Here is a 19,334-nt window from a genome sequence, read left to right as displayed (position 1 = left end):
GCGTGTAGGGGTAAGAACTTCCCCCCTCGTCATATATGCATGTTACAAAACCGGAAAAACTCATTTAAACTGCATTTACCTTTTATGAAAACAAGGGCAACCATGCTGCTGTCCGCCATCTGCCTGCTTTTTGGCGCTTCCATATCGTATGCGCAACAAGCCAGGTACACCGTAAGCGGATATGTGAAAGATAAACAAAATGGCGAAAGCCTCATCGGTATCTCGGTAGGAAAGCCAGGTACCAGCATCGGCACCGTCACCAACCAATATGGCTTTTACTCCATCACCCTGCCCGCAGGGGAGCAGGAATTGCAATTCAGCTATATCGGTTATACCAATTACAAAACTACTGTCAAACTTCAAAAAAATATTACCCTGGATGTGAAGCTGGAAGCCAGCTCCAGCCAACTCAATGAAGTTACCATCAAAGGTGATAAACAGGAAAAAGCCATTAATACCATCAATACCAGTATCAACCGCCTGGATATTGCACAAATGAAGGCCATGCCTACTTTCATGGGAGAAGTGGATGTATTGCGCGCCATTCAAACCCTCCCGGGCGTGGCTACCGTAGGGGAAGGTGCCTCCGGCTTTAACGTTCGTGGAGGTAACAGCGACGAAAACCTCATCCTGCTGGATGAAGCTCCGGTATACAACTCCACCCACATGCTGGGCTTCTTCAGCGTATTCAATCCGGATGCGGTAAAAAGCCTGAATCTGATTAAAGGCGGCTTTCCGGCCGAATATGGCGGTCGCACCTCTTCTGTACTTGATATACGTATGAAAGATGGCAACAACCAGAAACTTGCTCTAAATGGGGGTATTGGTAATATTTTCAGCCGCCTGTCCTTAGAGGCGCCTATCGTAAAAGATAAATCATCCTTTATCGTAGCCGCCAGAAGATCCTACATCGATGTGCTGATGAAACCTTTCGTAAAAGGAGATATGAAAGATACCAAGCTGAATTTCTATGACCTCACCGCAAAGGCTAACTATAAATTTAACAGCAATAATACCCTGTTCCTCAGTGGTTATTTCGGAAGAGATGTATTTGGTTTTGGGAAAGATGTAAATATGAACTGGGGAAATGCCACCGCCACCCTGCGATGGAACCATGTATTTACCAACAAACTTTTTTTAAACCTGACCTCCTACTATAGCAAATACGATTATAGTCTGCAGTTCAGCAATGGAAGTAAAAAATCAGACAGTGAGCCTTCACAGAGCTACGACTGGACCTCCAACATCATCAACTACGGCCTCAAACCATCTTTCACCTACTATATCAACTCCGCTAATACACTGCGTTTTGGCGTTCAGGGCATTTACTATACCTTCAAACCTGGTACCGGGATTGGCACAGAGGGGGATGACCAGCATATCAAAACCATTCCTGATAAACATGCACTGGAATCAGCTGTGTATGTGGATCATGAGTATAAACCAAACAAGCATTTCGGTATCCAGTACGGCGTGAGACTTTCCAATTACCAAACACTCGGAAGCGGTACTGAATACTATTATGCAGATACTACCCCAGGCATCAGAAAACGCCTGATCGGACAAAAAGATTTTGGCGCAGGAGAAAAAATGACAGCATACAGCTATCTCGAGCCACGTGCAAGCATCCGCTATGCGTTCAACGACTTACACGCTGTGAAAGTGGCCTTCAGCCGTACTTCCCAGTTCATGCACCAGCTCTCCAATACGGCATCTCCAACACCGCTCGACATCTGGACACCAAGCAGCAACAACGTAGCGCCAATGGTTTCTAATCAGTATACCATCGGTTATTTCTTTAATGCGCCAAACGATAGTTATGAGCTGTCCGGTGAAGTTTTCTATAAAACCACCGATAACCAGCTGGACTATATCGACAATGCCAACCTGCAACTCAATCCTCAAATTGAGGCCGACCTGCTGCCTTCACAAGGCCGTGCTTATGGTGTGGAATTATATGCCAAGAAAGATATTGGAAATACCACCGGCTGGATCAGCTATACCCTGTCAAGAACAGAGCGTAAAACGCCTGGAATCAGTCTGAATGAATGGTTCCTCAACCGCTACGATCGTACGCATAATGTAAACATCGTAGTGTCCCATACGTTCACAAAACGAATATCTGCCTCTGCTAACTGGGTATTTGCATCCGGCACACCGGCAACATTTGCAGATAACCGCCTGGAATTCCAGGACTGGGATATTCCATACAACAGTACAGAAAAACGTAACAACTACCGGTTGTCGCCCTACAACCGCCTGGACCTCTCCATGACGCTGAAAGGTAAGCAACTGAAACGCTGGAAAGGAGAATGGGTGTTCTCGCTGTATAACGTTTATGCACGCCGCAACGCATACACCGTTTACTTCCGTCAAAATCCGGATAACCCGGATGTTAAGGAGGCGGTTCGCTTTTCTATCATCGGTACCATCGTGCCTGGTATCACTTACAACTTCAAGTTCTAACTGCTAAACGTGTAGCCATGAAAAAGTTTCTCTTTTATATATTACTCATTATCGCCGGTGCTTTTACTGCCTGCGATGATCCTATCGACCTAAATGTGCCTGCGGGGCAATCCTTTCCAGTGCTGGATGGCTGGATTACCAACGAAGCAGGCGTGCAGAAAATCCGTATGACCATGAGCGTGCCCTATACCCAGCAGGACCCGGCACCGGTGGTAAACGACGCGAAGATCACCCTTCACGATCTTACCAGCGGAGAGAGCTACCCTTTTAATTACAACAACGGCTATTATACCTACGATGCCAGTGCAAAAGCCATTGGTGTAATAGGCCACGTGTATAAACTGCACCTCGAATACAAAGGAGAAATACTGGAAGGCCTGGATACCCTGAAACGTACCACCCCAATAGATTCCATCACCTATGAATACAAAACACAGGAAGAGTCTATTTCCGGTAAAGAAGGCTACTATGCACGCTTTTATGCAAAAGACCCCGCAGGTGCCGTGGACTATTACTGGGTAAGGTCCTACAGAAATGATACCACCGCCCGCCTCGAAGATGCCTTTTCAGTAGACGGAGGTTTTGATGAAGGAATTTATGACGGTGCTTCCTTTATTCTGCCAATTCAACAGAGTATTACCGATTACGATAAACCGTTCCAGGTCGGGGAAAAAATAATTGTAAGAATTAAATCTCTCTCTAAACCCAGCTATGACTTTTTAACCCAGGTAAATGAGCAGGTAAACGCAGGTGGACTGTTTGCTAAAGTATTGGAAAATGTGAAAAGCAACATGCAGAATACTACTGCAAACGGGAAAGTGAAAGTATTAGGTCGCTTTGGTACATCTGCGGTGAGCAGAGCCGAGGTTTCTGTGAAATAAAAGCCTCCGCTGTAGTCAGGGGCCCTATGTCCCTCCTACCCGGAAAAAGGTCGAAGCCGTTGGCTTCGACCTTTTTTTATGCCATCAAAATTCAGTAACTTAATGAAAATACTTCCACCTTATGCCTCCGCAACTCATCATATATGCTATTCCCGGTTTTGTGCTCCTGATTCTCGCGGAGATCATCATCACTACTATCGACAACCGGCACCGTTATCAGACAAAAGATGCTGCCAGCAGTATCGCGATGGGACTGGGCAATGTGTTTACCGGCCTGTTTACCAAAACAATCATATTAGGCACCTACATGCTGGTGTATGATAAAATCAGGCTGTTTACACTTGGTTTTGAATGGTGGGTGTGGGTTTTATGTTTTTTTGCAGATGATTTCAGCTACTACTGGTTTCACCGCATCAGCCATAGTGTAAGGTTTTTCTGGGCGTCGCATGTCATTCACCACTCCTCTGAGCAATATAATCTGGCTACGGCCCTACGCCAAACGTGGACGGGCAATTTCACCGGCACCTTCCTATTCTGGCTCTGGATGCCCCTGATGGGCTTCCATCCGATTATGGTGATGACCATGCAGGCTATCAGTCTCATTTATCAGTTTTGGATTCATACAGAAGTCATACATAAGCTGCCAAAGCCTTTCGAATATATCCTCAATACCCCTTCGCACCACCGGGTACATCATGGGTCCGACCTGAACTACCTGGATAAAAACCATGGTGGTATCCTTATTATCTGGGACCGGCTGTTTGGTACTTTCATGGCGGAGCAGGAACGGCCCACCTACGGACTCACCTCCAATATCAGGACTTATAATCCACTACGTATAGCCACACACGAATGGGTGGCCATCTGGCAGGATGTACGGCATGCCAAATCACTAAATGAGGCCTTACACTACCTGTTTGATTCCCCCGGGTGGAGTGCGGACGGGAGTCGCAAAACTACCAAGCAATTGCGACAATCACAACAAAATCAATGATTTACAATTTTACCTGAAAAATATTTTGCAATTACGAAAACTATCGTACATTTGTTTACGAAGATATTCGTAGATGTTCGCGCATCGTATTATCAAGTACACATTTCATCAACATAATCGCATAAAAGTGAAACAGCAAAAACCTACAGAAAGTGAGTTGGAGATCCTGGGGATTCTTTGGGAGAAAGGTGCCAGCACGGTTCGTGAAATTCACGAGAAGCTGGCCGAAACCAAGGACGCAGGCTACACCACTACGTTGAAGCTGATGCAGATCATGTTCGAGAAAGGCCTGCTTACCCGTGATGCCAGCAGCAAAACGCACGTATATGCGGCGGCGGTATCGCAGCAGGAAACACAACAGCAACTGCTCAGTAAAATGATAGACACCGTGTTCGGTGGTTCTGCAAGCCAGCTGGTGTTGCAGGCCCTGGGACACCATAAATCGTCGGATAAGGAACTGGATCAGATCCGTCAATACCTCAACGATATCGAAAAACAACAGCGATAACTATCTAAATCCTGCCAAATGACTTTCTTACCTCTCACTGCAGACCTGGTACGTGCGTTAGGATGGACCATTTTACATTCTACCTGGCAATCCCTGTGCGTATTTGCAGCCTTGCGGATCGTGCTGGCGCTGTGGCCGATGGCTTCTGCCAGGATAAAATACAACCTATCCGTGCTATCGCTGGGCGGAATTTTCACCTGGTTCGTGATCACGCTATATCAGCAGCTGACGGCTTTCCAGGCTGCCAGGGAGATAGTAGAAGCTGCAGTGGCCAACCTGCAACTGACGGCAGCAGTGCCCGAAGGGTTGGTGGTAGAAACCATGTATAAAAGTCAGGACGGACTCACCGGATTTTTTCCACAGATGGAGAACTGGTTCCCCGTGTTGGTAACGCTGTATGTGATCGGTTTCTGTATCATGACGATCAAATTATTTGCTGATCTGGCGCAGTTACAGCGTATCAGAACAGATAAAACGAGTCCGATGGACGCAAGCTGGGAACAAACCCTGGCAAGGCTTTCGGCTCAGCTGGACATTTCCCGCCCTGTAAAATTGCTTGTATCCGGATATATCCAGGTACCGGTGATGCTGGGCTTTCTGAAGCCTATTATTTTGCTGCCGGTAGCAATGGTCAACAACCTTTCTACCGAACAGCTGGAAGCCATCCTCCTCCACGAGCTGGCGCATGTTAAACGCAATGATTATCTGTTGAATATCTTCCAATCAATTGTTGAAACAATTCTGTTCTTCAATCCCTTTGTATGGCAGATTTCCAGAATTATCCGGCAGGAGCGCGAACACTGCTGCGATGATCTGGTGGTCAACTCCGTACATCCCCTGCATTATGCCAAAGCCCTGGTGGCACTGGAAGAATACCGGTTATCATCCAATTCACTGGCCATGGCTGCTGCAAACAACAAACAGCATCTGTTTAATCGCATTAAACGTATCATGGAAATGAAAACAAAAAATCTCAACTATAGTCAAAAATTTCTTGCAGTAATGATCATTGCCGCCGGCCTCGTTTCTATCGCCTGGTTAAATCCGGCGAAGGTGAAAGCCTCGGAGAAAAAGCCAGCTGCCATGGAGGCACCAGCCGCTGAGGTCATTACATCTGCCCAAACCACTACTACTGAAGCAATAGCAAGTGTGCACGAAAATGCCACTGAAAACACCGCAATAGCAGACACCCTGCCGCCTCTGCCGCCGCCGGCACCAGGAACACCGGCAGCTCCGCCAGTTCCGGATGCACCAGCCATACCGGCACCACCAGCACCACCAGTACCGGGAGATGCCGACTTCCCCGTACCTCCTGCTCCGCCTGCACCACCAGCAAGAGTAAAAGGCTCCTACGTATACACCACCAATGGCCTTTCACCTGCACAACAGAAAAAGCTCGAAAAGCAAATCCGTGACGCAGAACTTACTATCCAGAAAGCGATGGCCCAACTCAACGAGGTGGATATGAAAAAGATTCAGGCAGAATCTAAAGCAGCCCTCGATAAAGTGGATTGGAAACAAATGAATGCTGATATACTGGCCGCGCAAAAAGAAGCCAGGGAAGCACTTAAAAACATCAATTTCGATGAAATGATGGCTTCTGTAAAAAGCAGCGTTAATGTAAACGTGAACGTGGATTCCATTCGCAACTATGTGCACCACCAGGTGAGTAATTTCAAATACGGTGGGCAGCACCAGTATTATTACAGCACTTCCGGCGACACTACCGGCCTCGCTACCGCTGAAGCCGGACGCCTGAAAGCCGAACATGGCCGCCTGGCCGCTGAAAGGGGTCGACTGGCTGCTGAGAAAACCAGGATGGCTGCCGACAAACAAAGAATTGCCACTGACAGAAACCGGGAACTGGCGGATAGAAACAGACAGCTTGCTGAAGAAAACAGGGGCCGTGCTGAAAAGAACCGTGAAGTTGCCACCGCCCGCTCCAACAAATATCACGCTATCATTGATCAGATGGCTGCCGATAAGCTGCTGGATAAAAACAGCAACTACGAAATTGAATACAGCAACAATACCTTACGTGTAAACGGTGTTACGCAACCAGACAACGTTACCCGTAAATATAAATCCCTGATCGAAGAAGATAACCTGAAGATTTCAGGCGGTAAAGATCACCTGAGCATCTCCACTTCCAAATCCAATAATCAGTAAGAGGATTTACCGGCTGTACCATCAGGAAGCAGCACTGCTCCCCCCTAATGCTATAGCTACCAACTACTTTTTCAAATTCGTTCTTCATTTATAAAATAGCACTGTTTGCTAAGGCAGACAGTGCTATTTTTGCAGTAGCAACAATTAACTTTAGCCAACATCAGCAATCTACTGCATTATGAAATCAATCTTTCTCGCGTTTCTCTTAACCGGCACTGTGGCAGCTTATGCACAGGACAGCAGCCTGGTAAATGGAAAACTCAATGCCACCACTGCCGTAAAAAACCAACAGGCTACCGGCACCTGCTGGTGCTTTGCCACCACCTCCCTGATAGAGTCAGAGTGTATCCGTAAGGGTGAGTCCACTCCCGACATCTCCGAGATGTTTACCGTAAGAAATATCTACATCGAAAAAGCAAAAAACTATATTCTCCGTCAGGGATTCGCCCGCTTTGATGAAGGTGGTTTAGGACACGATGTGATCCAGGCCATCGCGAAATACGGTGCAGTACCTGAAAACGCGTATACCGGACTGACCAATGGCGCCACCTCTTTTAGCCACGGCAAAATGGTGAAAGAGCTGAAAGCTTACCTGGACTCCGCCCTGAAAAAACGCCGTCCGGTAAATGATAACTGGCTGGACAGCACCATCGTGATCCTGGACAAATACCTGGGTGCGCCTCCAGCTTCTTTCGAGTATAAAGGAAAAAGCTATACGCCGCAAACCTACGCCAAGGACATCCTTAAGTTTAATGCCGACGATTATGTGGGCCTGACTTCCTTCACACACCATCCATTTGATGAGCGCTTTGTATTGGAAGTACCGGATAATTTCAGCAATGGCGCTTACTACAATATTCCGCTCAATGAACTGGTGGAAGCCTGTAAATCAGCCGTGAAGAAGGGTTACACTGTTGCCTGGGATGCGGATGTATCCAACCGTGGATGGTCCATGGGTCGTGGTTACGCACTGGTACCTGCGGTGGATTCACTCATGCGCGCCAAACCACTTAACCCAGACCAGGACGAGAACGTGGTTACCCAGGAATCACGCCAACGGTTATACGAAGAACTGGTTACCGAAGATGATCACCTGATGCACATTACCGGTATTGGTCAGAGCCCTAAAGGCAAAACCTTTTTTGTGGTGAAGAACTCCTGGGGTCAGGCGGGGCCGTATCATGGCTACCTGAATGTTTCGGAGGCCTATTTCTCTAATAATACAATTTCGGTGGTAATACCCAAGGCTGCACTGGACAAGGCGCTGAAGGCAAGAGTAAGCAAATAGCATATCAGTACCAGTTCCCAAAGGGCCGGAACTAGTACTATAGTACTAGTTAAAAATGCGGTTTTCCTTCGGGCGGGATGTCATCAAACCGTCCGAAGGAAAACGCTCTGCCACAGCGCTGTGGCAGTTGAATACAATAATAATTTCGGGTGCTCCCGTGCTGTTAATGAAGGATAAGAAAGTCTTTAAGATGCAGTACATCTCCTGGCACCACCACCATTTCACTGACTTGTGCAGGTCTTGGCCCATTGCGGCACCATTTCAAAAAGGTTTCCATTACTTCTGCAGTAGCTTCTGCCACAATAGTGACGCTTCCATCGGATAAGTTTTTGACGCTTCCCTGAACACCCAATAAATCGGCGACGTGTTTGGCATTAGCGCGGTAGCCTACTCCCTGTACAAGACCTTTAATGAGGATCTTATTGTGTACAATTGAATTTGTTGCCATGGCAATAAAATAGGAAATAAAGTTACTAGCAAGAATCAACCAACAGGACAAATTTTACGCCCTCACACACTGTATGGTTACTTCAGTTTATGGGGAACAATTATTATCTCTTTATGGCTTTTTTGAGACTTTTGTAATACTAAAATCCAATAAGCGGAATTATGGTTGAATTATATTTCCACTAATTTAAGTCTAATTACAATACGTCTCAAAAGAATTCTGGCTATCATGGTTTCTAAAAAGGTTAATGGGGTAGTAAGTACTGCTTACTTTGAGGGTTGGGATCAAACAAACATGGATGAACAATGGACGCTAAAGTCGGCTTTGCAATAATTTTGAAAGCATTACTCCACAGGCCCTGACTGGAACCGGTAGGTAGTGATGGCTTTGGTTTTACAGGTATACGTTTATGCCCGCCCACACCCCACACCATGCAATGCATTCCCGTCCGCCATACTCCCGTACAGCAGGGCATATGATGCAATCCTACGCCAAGGCATGCAAAAATTCCAGACTTCCGGTCAGCGGAAACGTAGGCTGCCACTAAATTTAAAGGGCAGTAAAAGATAAAGGAGTTAACCGGGGATGTATTTAAGCAGCATAATTGAACAGAGAGCCTACCATATGCTCGATATCGCCGAAGACAAAATCGCGCACCCGCTCATACTTTCCTCCCGAAGAAGGACGACGGAGCAAACTGAAACAATGACAATTAAAACTACGCACAAACATTTGCTGGGACAGCTGCGGTAACAAACGGGATAAGCCCGGATGTTCAATACGACCTGCCACCATAATATGCGGCCGGTAATCCTGCTGAGGCAGATCAAAGCGCTGCAATAACGCACGCTGTAAACTAACAAGTGGCTTTACATTGGCCACATTTACGAAAATACTACTCCGCCCATCAGCATGCTGATGACTGTCGATCCGGGAGGTGTACACCGCAAACCCTCCCTGCTCCTTCGCAATCCCCTCCAACGTTTCCATGAACACCTCCTGGAAACGCTCCGGAAAAACAGAACGAAACAACGGAATCTGTACGGAAGGATTCACCATCCCCTCATCTCCGATCTCTCTCCCAATAAACTGCCGGATGCGAACGATATCCTTCGACACCAGTACATCTGGATTTACGACAACCAGATAATCATATAAGACTTCTGAATTTTCAATACTCGTATTCATAACAGTTTCTTTTAAATCTGTTTGTTAGAATGACAATACGAATATACAACCTTTTCTTTGAAATACTAATTTTTTTAGCATTTTTTACTAAAAAAATACGCAGACATATATAATCTGCGTATTCTCAATTTATTAAGCCAGTTTGCTGATAATGGCTGTAAAATCAGCCGCCACCAAAGAAGCACCACCGATCAATCCGCCATCCACATCCGGGCAGGCAAACAACTCCGCCGCATTACCCGGCTTAGCACTGCCACCGTACAGTACAGACATGCGCAGCGCAGCCTCACGGCCAAACTTAGCAGCAATCTGCGAACGGATGTAAGCATGCATGTCCTGCGCCTGCTGCGCACTGGCAGTTAAACCAGTACCAATAGCCCAGATCGGCTCATACGCAATCACCACATTTTTCAGCTGCTCCTCAGTCAGGTGATACAGACTCTCTTCCAGCTGCTTTGCCACATACTCATTCTGCGTTTCCGCCTGGCGGATTGCCAGCGGCTCACCACAACAGAAAATAGGCTTCAGCCCATAAGCCAGCGCCTGATCTACCTTCTTAGCCAGCATCTCATTGCTCTCCTGAAAATATTCTCTTCTCTCGGAATGACCAATAATCACATAATCCACACCAATTGACTGCAGCATCTCCGCAGATACCTCGCCGGTATAGGCACCGGATTTCTCGCTGTAGCAGTTCTGCGCACCTGTGAAAAAGCCAGGATAGTTCTTCAGCATAGACTTCGCCTTCACCAAATACGGGAAAGGTGTGGAAATCACCACTTCCTGACCTTCTCCCAGCTTCAGTCCTGCAGCCAGAATATCATTAATCAGTTGTTCGCCCTGTGCCAGCGTGAGGTTCATCTTCCAGTTCGCTGCGACAATTTTTTTTCTCATAGTATAAATTGTGGTATTAAGTTTTTAAAGTTCTGTACGATCGGTACGCTGATGCAATCCACGTAAAATAGCAGCATCCGCAGGCGTCAGTTCCTGCCCCTTCAGCTTCATCCAGGCAGCCGCATCTTTCAATGCTTCCTCCCCCCGGTAGCGGGATACAGTATCCCCCTGCGCCCAGCTGAAAGATGGCAGGTACTTCGGCGGCATCTGGCCACCAAAAATATTGCAGGAAACGCCAACCACCGTGCCTGTATTCAGGTTTGTACCAATGCCTGTGCGACTATAATCACCCATCAGTACCCCACATTTCAACCCCGCTGATTCAGTTTCATTCTTCGACTCCATCCATACACGTACGGCAGAAGCATTGTTTTTCATATTACTGCAATTAGTACCACCTCCCAGGTTACACCACTCGCCAATCACGGCATCACCCAGGTACCCCTCATGTGATTTATTGGAGTAACCAAACATCACCACATTCTTGATCTCCCCACCTCCTATACAATAAGGCCCCAGCGTGGTAGCCCCATATACTTTACTGCCCATTTTAAGCACGGCCCGCTCACCCATGGCAAACGGCCCACGCACCAGGCTACCTTCCATTACAACGGCATCCCTGCCTATGTAAACAGGCCCGGAAGAGGCATTTAACACACTACACTGCACACTCGCCCCCGGCTCTATAAATACCTGCTCCGCACCAAGCACCTGGTTACCCGCCGGCACCGGCTCTGAAACCCGGCCCTTCGTCAGCAACCGGAAATCCTCCCGGATCGCAGCATCATTGAGCGCAAAAATATCCCAGGGTTTATGAATTCCCAATACCTTGCCCGTATAATTTTTTCGGGCATTGGCCGGCAGCAGATGTACCTCCATCCCCCTGACTACCTTGGCAATCAGATGGTTGTCGTGATACAACTCCTCCTCCGGTTGCAAAGCCATTATAGCTGCCACCAGCTGCTCATCGGGCAGCAAATGCCCGCTGATCAATATATTAAGGGTGTCGGCAGTGCCCTGGTGTAATGGGAACTTTTCTTGTAGATGCTGTACGGTGAAATGACTAACTCCTGCACCCAGCCATTTTTCCCATTTCTCCTGTATGGTAAGTATACCTACGCGGCAGGCTGAAATGGGTCTGGTATGTGTAAAGGGGAATAACAAATCACGTACGGGCGTGTCAAATAGTATATAGTTACGCTCCATAGGTGCTAAAAATAGAAAATCCCATCGATTAACCGATGGGATTCTCTGAAAAAATATTTTCGAAAACTACTAAGCTTTCTTAGCGTAGCGTTTGTTGAATTTATCGATACGTCCTGCAGTATCCACCAATACATTCTTACCAGTGTAGAAAGGGTGAGAAGTATTGGAAATTTCCAACTTAATCAACGGATATTCGTTACCATCTTCCCATTGAGCAGTTTCTTTGGTAGGAGCGGTAGAACGGCTTAAAAAGCTAACACCGTTTGACATATCTTTAAATATCACAAATCTGTAACTTTCTGGATGGATTCCCTGTTTCATATCAAAATTTTGTAAATACAGAGTGCAAAGGTATATCTTTTTTCTTAAACACTCAAAGATTATTCAAAAAAAATCAGGATTTCATGTTGATATACTGTAAAGGAATTCCCAGGTTGGAGTTCCTCGCCAGTGCTATAACTTCCTGTAAATCATCGATTTTTTTACCAGTTACCCGTACAATATCGTCCATTATAGCGACCTGTACCTTTATCCCGGAATCTTTGATCATTTTCACGATCTTCTTGGCATCTTCCTGTTTGATCCCATTTCTTACAGGAATTTCCTTTTTGTAGACTTTACCACTCTGATAAGGCTCCTTGCTCTGGTCGTAAATGCTGGCATCCAGTCCCTGACGCATCGTGCGACTCACCAGTACATCCAGCACCTGCCCCAGTTTCATATCACTATCCACTTCCACCGTGAGCGACAATTCCTTCTTATTCAGCTCGATATTGACATGTGAATCCTTGAAATCAAATCGATTGGTAATTTCCTTTTTTACAGTGTTAATGGCGTTATCCAGTGTCTGTAAATCAACTTTGCTAACAATATCAAAGGACGGCATAATTGACAAATTTTATTTTATAAGCGGCTTTCTTACAGCAGCAAATATAAAGCTATTTGTCATTTTACCCTATATCCTGCTTACAGAAGCGCCTCCGGAGGTGGATTTGTTTACAGCAGGCTCTCCTTTATATCTTACATTACTGCCACCAGAGCAGCTTGCATTCAGGGATTTCACTGCATTCACTGATACAGAGGAACCGCCGGAAGTACCAGCATTTACCGCATCTGCACGCAGGTCAGTCGCTTTTACATTCGCTGCACCGGAAGTACCGAAATCGGCATTGGATGCATTACCGCTAACGTTTAATTGCGCTGCACCGGAGAGGCCGGCATTCAGACTACCAACAGCCACATCCAGTTTGCTTTGGGCTGCACCGCTCAGGGAAATCTTCAGCTTGTCACCCTTAATCTGATTGGTACCTTTAAAACCACTGGCACCGCTGGCTTCCAGTTCCGAAATGCTTTTGGCGGTTACATATATAGTAATGTCTTTTTTCGGTTCGATGTTATAGCCTCTTTTGGTGTGAATATCCAGGCGCCCACGGGATACTTCTGTTTCAATATATGGCAACAGGTTGTCCTCTGCTTCCACACGTACTTTCTCTTCATTACCCATGGTGAGCACCACGTGGTAAATCCCCGATGTACTGATTTTTTCAAACCCGGATACAGAACGATTTTCTTCTTTCACATTGCCACTACCTTTGATACGCTCGTTAAAGCCAATGGCGGGGATAGTTTTGAAAGCGGATAATACCATGGCTACGGCCAATACAGGTACTATCATCAGGCTGTATAATGCTACTTTTTTCATGACGTTTTTTTTATAAAGATGTTATTACAAATGAGGGTTATTCTGCTATTAATTTTACATCGCTGTTGGTGCCAGCCACACGGAGGATGCCTGACTGCTCTCCTGCGCCACCAGCATAGGCGCTATAGGAAGTATTAACGCCATTTCTAACTGACTGTACATTCTTCACATCCAGTCCATTCACTTTCACATCTCCTAAAGTCATCTTCAAATCGAGTCGCAACGCTAGTCTGCGGGAAACTCCCATCTTTGCATTTCCAAATGTCAGCTTTACATCTCCTCCTTTAAAGGCACTGGTTAGCTGCTCAATTTTCAGATCACCATATGTTAATTTCGCATCCAGTTGTTCTTGCAAAGTCCCGATCGTAAAATCGGAGTAAGTACCTTTTGTTATCAGGCCAAATACGTTCTGCACTTTATAATTATCATAAGTGGCTTTGATATCTGCCTTACCAATAGTTTCTGCTTCAATATTACTGTAGGTAGATGAAACCGTTAAGGATTTCAGTTCTCCGCTTTTTACATCGGAGTAGTTACTGTTCATTTTCACACGATTGGCTGTACCTATTTTACCTTTTGAGCAGTAATTAAGACCCAGTTGCAAATCTTCTGCATCGCGAATATCGAAGTTGCAATAGTTCAGCTTCATAATAGCCGGAAAAGTCAGCTTCTCTACTGCCAGTACATCACCGAAATTATTTTCAATGTAGGCCATCGCCAGCGATTGCGGTAAATACACTTCGTAGTCGATGTTTACATAATCTTTGGAGTCTTTTCCACCGCCGAAGTTGAACCACCTGCTGCTGGATTTCGGACTGTAGTCCGTTGCCAGCGATACACTGTTATTGCTACCACTGCTGTTAATATTTACAGCGGATACAATATTCTGTGCCTCTGTGTCGTTTTTACCGAAACCTGTGATGGTTACCGTTGCTTTGATTTCGTTTTTATTCCAGGTGTGAATAATAATTTGTCCGTACTTGTTGGTTAATTTGAATTGTGCACCGGAGGACACTTTAAACTCTTTTACTTCTGTTCTCTTGAAAGATACTTCCCCACGATTTGCAAGTGACAGCAAGGGAAGGAGGAGGCATAACAGGAAACTAAATTTTCTCTTCATATTGCTTTTTTAAATCTCCCGGAGTGGCATTTTTAGCCTCGAGCTCCTCCAGGATTTTGTCTAGTAGATCCAATTTCAATTGATAGTACCGGATAATGGCCGCGCGGATTCTTTCATTGCCCGGATTATTTTTCAGCTCTTTTTCGAGCATCTTATAAGTATCGTTTTTCAGTTCCAGTTCGCGCATGGCGGCACTGTCCAAGCCAATCTCACCGGCGGGGTACATCCTGATGGAATCAAGGCGGGCTTCAATTTTGGAGCTATAGTAGACCTGTGCTTCCTGCATTTCCGGGATCATCAGTGCGAGGTCATTTTTCTGATGCTGTTTGCTCTTTACAAATAAGAACAGTACGCCGGCGTTAATAATAAGTAGTGCTATCACGGCTGCTTTAAACCAGTTTGAAGACAGCATACTAACTACCCGGCCTTTTTTCTCTTGCCCCAATTCTTTCTCCAGCGCATCCCATACTCTGGGAGATGGTCCGGGCTGCTCAAAGGCTGCCCTGTTTTGTTGAATAAATTGTTCGAAATTGTCCGACATTAATTCATGATGTTTTGCTGATTCACAATCTGTCTTACTTTCTCTTTAGCCCGCATATACTGTGTTTTGGCAGTAGATTCGGATATTCCCAGCATGTCTGCTATTTCCTTGTGGGAATAATTTTCAAAGAGATAAAGATTGAGCACCGTACGATAACCTGTAGGAAGCGCTGTAATAGCCGATTTAACAGCTGTTACCGTGTAACTGAACTGCGCTTCATCCAATCCTGTGTCCTCTGATATCTCCATCTCTCCTACTTCTTCGAAGTAGACTTTCTTGCGGCGAAGATAGTTAAGACAATGATTGACTACAATTCTCTTGATCCAGGCACTTAAACTGGTGTCTTTCTCCAGTTTGCCAATACTGCGGTAAACCTGTATAAACGCCTCCTGTAAAACATCTTCTGCATCACTAACCTGGTTGGTCATACGAATACAGATATTATACATGGCTGCGGAATAGGCATCGTAGATTTCGCGAAATGCGCGAACATCCCCTTTCTTACAGCGGTCTACTACATTCTCGGCTAATGGCGTCTGATTCAAGTTGTTTTCTGATGCTTTCATTATAAAGACAATGATTGTGTGAAAGGTTGCACGCTTTGGTTCAAATGTTCAGGCAAGAGGGTCACTTATCAGGGCTTTCCAAAGCGCTGCACAACTATACTAAATTGACTGTCAGATTTCTATAGATATTTAAAAAAACAAATTCCTGTCGAAGATTTTTTTTCAAATGTAGATGCAATCCCGTTCAGTAACCAGTGAAATTCCACCAAACACCATTTTTTTGTGACGAAATGAAAAAAACGCGGTCCAATTATCTTGTAACCGCGCTTTTTCATCCTTATATATACCTAATAAACCTTTCGGGATGGCGTGGTATTAATTGCTGCTGGCCTTACTGCGGCTTTGTTCCGCTTCCAGACCGGTTTTGCGGCTACGGGCAGCTTTCACATTGGTATTACCGAAGCGGTAAGAGAAATTCAGTCGCACCTGACGGGCATCCCAGCTGCTTCTTACCCTGGTGTCCATACCTGCATTAGCAAAGGAACCTCTGAAATTCTGTGTACCCAGCACATCGGTTACATTCAGTTTAAGACTACCTTTTCCTTTCAGCACTTTCTGTTGTAAGCCCAGGTCCAGTGCACCCATCGACTGCATTCTGAACAACTCCCCATCGGAGATACCAGGAGCAACGTAGAAGTAAATCGCTTCGGCAGTCAGCGTTTTAGTGAGGGTGAATGTATGCTGCGTACGTCCAAAGAATCCTACTGCATTCATTTTAACGTTGTTATCGTTTACGAACGCACTGTAACCGGTGTAGTAAACAGAGAGCGTAGTGAAAGTACTCCACCATTTTGCGATTGGAAATGGCGCAGAAACATTGAAGCTCAGGTTATCGGACTTCGCTACGTTCATATACTTGTAACGGAGCAGAGAAGAATCACCGGTAGCGGGATTTTTATCTGTTTCGATGATACGCATCATCAGGTCCGTAGTATGAATGTAGTTCACAGAGGTCATCAGGAAATCTTTAAAAGTATGTGATACTTCCAGGTTATGAGAATACTGTGGTTTCAGATTTGGGTTACCAGCCTGAATGGTATAGCGGTCCATATAAAACTCAAACGGGTTCAGATCTTCATAGCTCGGGCGCTGAATACGGCGGCTGTAGCTGAATCCAAGGGTATTATTTTTATCCGCTTTATAGCTCAGTGCCATGCTTGGAAACAGGTTGAAGTAGGAAGTATCATTTTTCACCATGCCTTTCTGCGATACACGCAGAGAGGTGGACTCCCCTGTTACGTTCGTTTGCTCAGCGCGGAGGCCTACCTGCAACGTCAGTTTCTTAATTTGCTTATTGAAGTTTACATATGCGGCATTTACATTCTCTTTATAAATAAAATGGTTAGAGCGCATGGTATCCGCCTGCCAGTTATTCATCCGGAGTGAATCGAAACGGGCGTCATTATCAGAAGTCACGAAACTTATTTTAGCACCTATTTCCAGTTTACCTTGTTTGCCTAAAGGCTGTGTGTAATCGGCCTTTGCGGTTTTGATGGTGATGATAGACGGCTGATTGCTGCGGGAAGTATCTGCATTCAACAGCTTGTTGAACACCGGCTCACTGGTGGATGCAAAGATGTTTGCATACTGCCTGTCTGAACTTCTGGAATAGTCAAGGTCCACATTCAACTCCTTACCGGTTGAATCCAGTACACCACGATAGTTGATGTTGTAGGCCCCTCTTTTCCAGGTACCATTGTTACCACCATAAGTTTGAAGGATAGAATCCAGCACTTTGCCATAGCTAATATTGGTGATGGCATCGGTTGGATTGGTATATTTATTCTGCGCCAGGTCAACCAGCACACCCACCGTATGATTTTTTGCAACGAAGAAGTCGGCCCCTACTCTTCCACCCTGGTAGTTATTTTCATGATGCGATTCATTCCTCTGATCAAAGATCTGCTGGCCATTTTTGTCGTCCACTGTTCTGTAAAGCTTCAGTGACTGCTGATTCTCCCTATGACTATAATTATATGAACCAAAAACATTCACAAATTTGCTGCGTGAGTTCAGGTTCAGCGCACCGTTATAGCGTGGCCAGGTACCGTAGGCGCCGCCGAGGGTAAGGTTACCATTGGTACCGTAGTTACTGTTTTTCTTCAGTTTCAGGTTGATCACACCGGCGTTACCGGCAGCATCGTATTTAGCGGAAGGGTTGGATATCAGTTCGATCTGATCCAGGCTGGTGGCCGGCATGGATTTCAGGAGTTCTGCAATATCCTGGTTCGACATACTGGTTTGTTTACCATCGATCAGGATCATCACTCCTCCTTTTCCTTTCATGGAGATGTTACCGTCTTTATCCACCGTGATGTTCGGTGATTTTTCGAGTGCTTCCATGGCTGTACCGCCGGCGGTGGCGATATTGGCTTCCACGTTTACCACGAGGCGGTCCACTTTCTGTTCAATGAAAGGTTTACGTGCGGTAACATCAATGGCTTTCAGGTTTTTGCTGTTAACAGTCAGTTCCAGGGGTGGTACCGTGAATGAACCACCTTTAGCGTCAAAGGGGCTGCTGTATACTTTGTTCATACCCACGAAGGCAGCGGCAATGATATATTTACCATTCTTAATCTGTTCGAATTCGTATTTACCTGCGATATCGGCTATAGCACCTTTAACAAGTGATGAGTCGGTGGCCTTTAAGAGTGTTACGGTGGCAAATTCTACTGGTTTGCTACCCGCCTGGATTACCTGGCCGGAAATGTGGGTTGGGGTTTGAGCCTGAGAGCTGAAGGAAGCGCCTATAACACTGGTTGTCAACATAAACGCTTTTACAATTGCTTTCATACAAGGGCGGTTTAGGTATTTTTAGATTGATTTAGTACTTATCACTGATTCAGAACCTTGGTTTAACAACTACAATACTTTATCAGCTACAATGTAAAAGTAGGTATTATGCTTTACATAGTACCTTTTTCTACACAAACGGTCTGTAGATAGGGATGATTGGTAAATGTTGATTTTTCAGGTTAAAGACGACCCAGCTTTCGGTAAGTTGCAGAAGGCTGCAAAAAATGCAATTTTGTCGGATTATGCCCTAAAAGGGACTTATTTGGGAAGATGTAGGGATTACTGGGGACCAGGTGGAGCTATTAATGGTTAGTATTACGGCTGAATTTGCTTTACGAGCTATCGGTTTGCCGGAATCCCTATGGATACACAGGTGGTGTTACCAGGTATTTTTATGGGGAGATATCACTGGAAGGGATGAAAAAACGAACCGGCCAACCGGGAACCAACGACCTCCGTATCTCCCGGAAAATCTCATGAATATACAGGAGCTGCCTGATTTTTTGGGGAGATGTTATTGGAAGAGATAAAAAACGAACCGGCCAACCGGGGACCAACGGCCTCAGA

The 19,334-nt window shown here is 45.7% G+C and carries 17 protein-coding genes; 6 read left to right on the top strand and 11 right to left on the bottom strand.

The genetic code is table 11. From position 1 onward, the window contains the following. Positions 1–84 precede the first annotated feature (84 nt). From KW844_RS04670 to KW844_RS04645, 6 genes are all read left to right on the top strand, one after another. Positions 85–2,466, top strand: a complete 2,382-nt coding sequence (locus tag KW844_RS04670) for a TonB-dependent receptor (RefSeq protein ID WP_218375547.1) — start codon at positions 85–87, stop codon at positions 2,464–2,466. A gap of 17 nt (positions 2,467–2,483) precedes the next feature. Beyond that, complete coding sequence (locus KW844_RS04665) at positions 2,484–3,347, top strand: DUF4249 domain-containing protein (RefSeq protein WP_218375546.1); 864 nt, start codon at positions 2,484–2,486, stop codon at positions 3,345–3,347. 121 nt (positions 3,348–3,468) lie between these two features. Next, on the top strand, positions 3,469–4,341 hold the full coding sequence (locus KW844_RS04660; protein ID WP_218375545.1) for a sterol desaturase family protein: 873 nt from the start codon (positions 3,469–3,471) through the stop codon (positions 4,339–4,341). A 127-nt stretch (positions 4,342–4,468) separates the two neighbouring features. Further along, a complete protein-coding gene (locus KW844_RS04655; RefSeq protein ID WP_370626471.1) occupies positions 4,469–4,849 on the top strand; it encodes a BlaI/MecI/CopY family transcriptional regulator in 381 nt (126 codons plus the stop codon). An 18-nt stretch (positions 4,850–4,867) separates the two neighbouring features. Further along, positions 4,868–7,018: a M56 family metallopeptidase gene (locus KW844_RS04650; protein ID WP_218375543.1), complete on the top strand. Its 2,151-nt coding sequence runs from the start codon at positions 4,868–4,870 to the stop codon at positions 7,016–7,018. A 178-nt stretch (positions 7,019–7,196) separates the two neighbouring features. Next, complete coding sequence (locus KW844_RS04645; protein WP_218375542.1) at positions 7,197–8,306, top strand: C1 family peptidase; 1,110 nt, start codon at positions 7,197–7,199, stop codon at positions 8,304–8,306. A 163-nt stretch (positions 8,307–8,469) separates the two neighbouring features. Here the strand turns inward: KW844_RS04645 and KW844_RS04640 are convergent, their stop codons facing one another. The 11 genes from KW844_RS04640 to KW844_RS04590 all read right to left on the bottom strand — a co-directional run bounded on the left by KW844_RS04640 (position 8,470) and on the right by KW844_RS04590 (position 18,764). Further along, complete coding sequence (locus tag KW844_RS04640; protein ID WP_218375541.1) at positions 8,470–8,754, bottom strand: acylphosphatase; 285 nt, start codon at positions 8,752–8,754, stop codon at positions 8,470–8,472. 591 nt (positions 8,755–9,345) lie between these two features. Further along, positions 9,346–9,942 carry a 2'-5' RNA ligase family protein gene (locus KW844_RS04635; RefSeq protein WP_218375540.1) on the bottom strand — a complete coding sequence of 199 codons (597 nt, stop codon included), beginning with the start codon at positions 9,940–9,942 and terminating at the stop codon, positions 9,346–9,348. A gap of 132 nt (positions 9,943–10,074) precedes the next feature. Next, entirely contained in the window at positions 10,075–10,836 is a 762-nt protein-coding gene (tpiA, locus tag KW844_RS04630; protein ID WP_218375539.1) for a triose-phosphate isomerase, read from the bottom strand. Between the two features lie 24 nt (positions 10,837–10,860). Next, complete coding sequence (locus KW844_RS04625) at positions 10,861–12,042, bottom strand: putative sugar nucleotidyl transferase (protein ID WP_218375538.1); 1,182 nt, start codon at positions 12,040–12,042, stop codon at positions 10,861–10,863. 69 nt (positions 12,043–12,111) lie between these two features. Continuing rightward, positions 12,112–12,363: a type B 50S ribosomal protein L31 gene (locus KW844_RS04620; RefSeq protein ID WP_073079106.1), complete on the bottom strand. Its 252-nt coding sequence runs from the start codon at positions 12,361–12,363 to the stop codon at positions 12,112–12,114. A gap of 73 nt (positions 12,364–12,436) precedes the next feature. Continuing rightward, positions 12,437–12,928, bottom strand: coding sequence for a YajQ family cyclic di-GMP-binding protein (locus tag KW844_RS04615; RefSeq protein ID WP_218375537.1), 492 nt, complete (start codon positions 12,926–12,928; stop codon positions 12,437–12,439). A gap of 69 nt (positions 12,929–12,997) precedes the next feature. Beyond that, a complete protein-coding gene (locus KW844_RS04610) occupies positions 12,998–13,744 on the bottom strand; it encodes a head GIN domain-containing protein (protein WP_218375536.1) in 747 nt (248 codons plus the stop codon). Between the two features lie 37 nt (positions 13,745–13,781). Beyond that, positions 13,782–14,864, bottom strand: coding sequence for a hypothetical protein (locus tag KW844_RS04605; protein ID WP_218375535.1), 1,083 nt, complete (start codon positions 14,862–14,864; stop codon positions 13,782–13,784). Then, positions 14,848–15,405 carry a hypothetical protein gene (locus tag KW844_RS04600; protein ID WP_218375534.1) on the bottom strand — a complete coding sequence of 186 codons (558 nt, stop codon included), beginning with the start codon at positions 15,403–15,405 and terminating at the stop codon, positions 14,848–14,850. Before KW844_RS04600 ends, KW844_RS04605 begins: the two co-directional genes overlap by 17 nt. Beyond that, positions 15,405–15,971 carry an RNA polymerase sigma factor gene (locus KW844_RS04595; protein WP_218375533.1) on the bottom strand — a complete coding sequence of 189 codons (567 nt, stop codon included), beginning with the start codon at positions 15,969–15,971 and terminating at the stop codon, positions 15,405–15,407. Before KW844_RS04595 ends, KW844_RS04600 begins: the two co-directional genes overlap by 1 nt. Before the next feature lie 315 nt (positions 15,972–16,286). Further along, on the bottom strand, positions 16,287–18,764 hold the full coding sequence (locus KW844_RS04590; RefSeq protein ID WP_218375532.1) for a TonB-dependent receptor domain-containing protein: 2,478 nt from the start codon (positions 18,762–18,764) through the stop codon (positions 16,287–16,289). Positions 18,765–19,334 lie beyond the last annotated feature (570 nt).

This window comes from Chitinophaga sp. sic0106 (genome assembly GCF_019219075.1).
GTDB lineage: Bacteria > Bacteroidota > Bacteroidia > Chitinophagales > Chitinophagaceae > Chitinophaga.
The sequence above is the reverse complement of the archived record's forward strand: the minus strand, read 5'-3'. Positions and strand labels throughout refer to the sequence as shown.

Excerpts from the sequence above, each read along its gene's own strand:
- KW844_RS04670 (WP_218375547.1), top strand. The coding sequence starts at position 85 with ATGAAAACAAGGGCAACCATGCTGCTGTCCGCCATCTGCCTGCTTTTT.
- KW844_RS04665 (WP_218375546.1), top strand. The coding sequence starts at position 2,484 with ATGAAAAAGTTTCTCTTTTATATATTACTCATTATCGCCGGTGCTTTT.
- KW844_RS04660 (WP_218375545.1), top strand. The coding sequence starts at position 3,469 with ATGCCTCCGCAACTCATCATATATGCTATTCCCGGTTTTGTGCTCCTG.
- KW844_RS04650 (WP_218375543.1), top strand. The coding sequence starts at position 4,868 with ATGACTTTCTTACCTCTCACTGCAGACCTGGTACGTGCGTTAGGATGG.
- KW844_RS04645 (WP_218375542.1), top strand. The coding sequence starts at position 7,197 with ATGAAATCAATCTTTCTCGCGTTTCTCTTAACCGGCACTGTGGCAGCT.
- KW844_RS04640 (WP_218375541.1), bottom strand. The coding sequence starts at position 8,754 with ATGGCAACAAATTCAATTGTACACAATAAGATCCTCATTAAAGGTCTT.
- KW844_RS04635 (WP_218375540.1), bottom strand. The coding sequence starts at position 9,942 with ATGAATACGAGTATTGAAAATTCAGAAGTCTTATATGATTATCTGGTT.
- tpiA (WP_218375539.1), bottom strand. The coding sequence starts at position 10,836 with ATGAGAAAAAAAATTGTCGCAGCGAACTGGAAGATGAACCTCACGCTG.
- KW844_RS04625 (WP_218375538.1), bottom strand. The coding sequence starts at position 12,042 with ATGGAGCGTAACTATATACTATTTGACACGCCCGTACGTGATTTGTTA.
- KW844_RS04620 (WP_073079106.1), bottom strand. The coding sequence starts at position 12,363 with ATGAAACAGGGAATCCATCCAGAAAGTTACAGATTTGTGATATTTAAA.
- KW844_RS04615 (WP_218375537.1), bottom strand. The coding sequence starts at position 12,928 with ATGCCGTCCTTTGATATTGTTAGCAAAGTTGATTTACAGACACTGGAT.
- KW844_RS04610 (WP_218375536.1), bottom strand. The coding sequence starts at position 13,744 with ATGAAAAAAGTAGCATTATACAGCCTGATGATAGTACCTGTATTGGCC.
- KW844_RS04605 (WP_218375535.1), bottom strand. The coding sequence starts at position 14,864 with ATGAAGAGAAAATTTAGTTTCCTGTTATGCCTCCTCCTTCCCTTGCTG.
- KW844_RS04600 (WP_218375534.1), bottom strand. The coding sequence starts at position 15,405 with ATGTCGGACAATTTCGAACAATTTATTCAACAAAACAGGGCAGCCTTT.
- KW844_RS04595 (WP_218375533.1), bottom strand. The coding sequence starts at position 15,971 with ATGAAAGCATCAGAAAACAACTTGAATCAGACGCCATTAGCCGAGAAT.
- KW844_RS04590 (WP_218375532.1), bottom strand. The coding sequence starts at position 18,764 with ATGAAAGCAATTGTAAAAGCGTTTATGTTGACAACCAGTGTTATAGGC.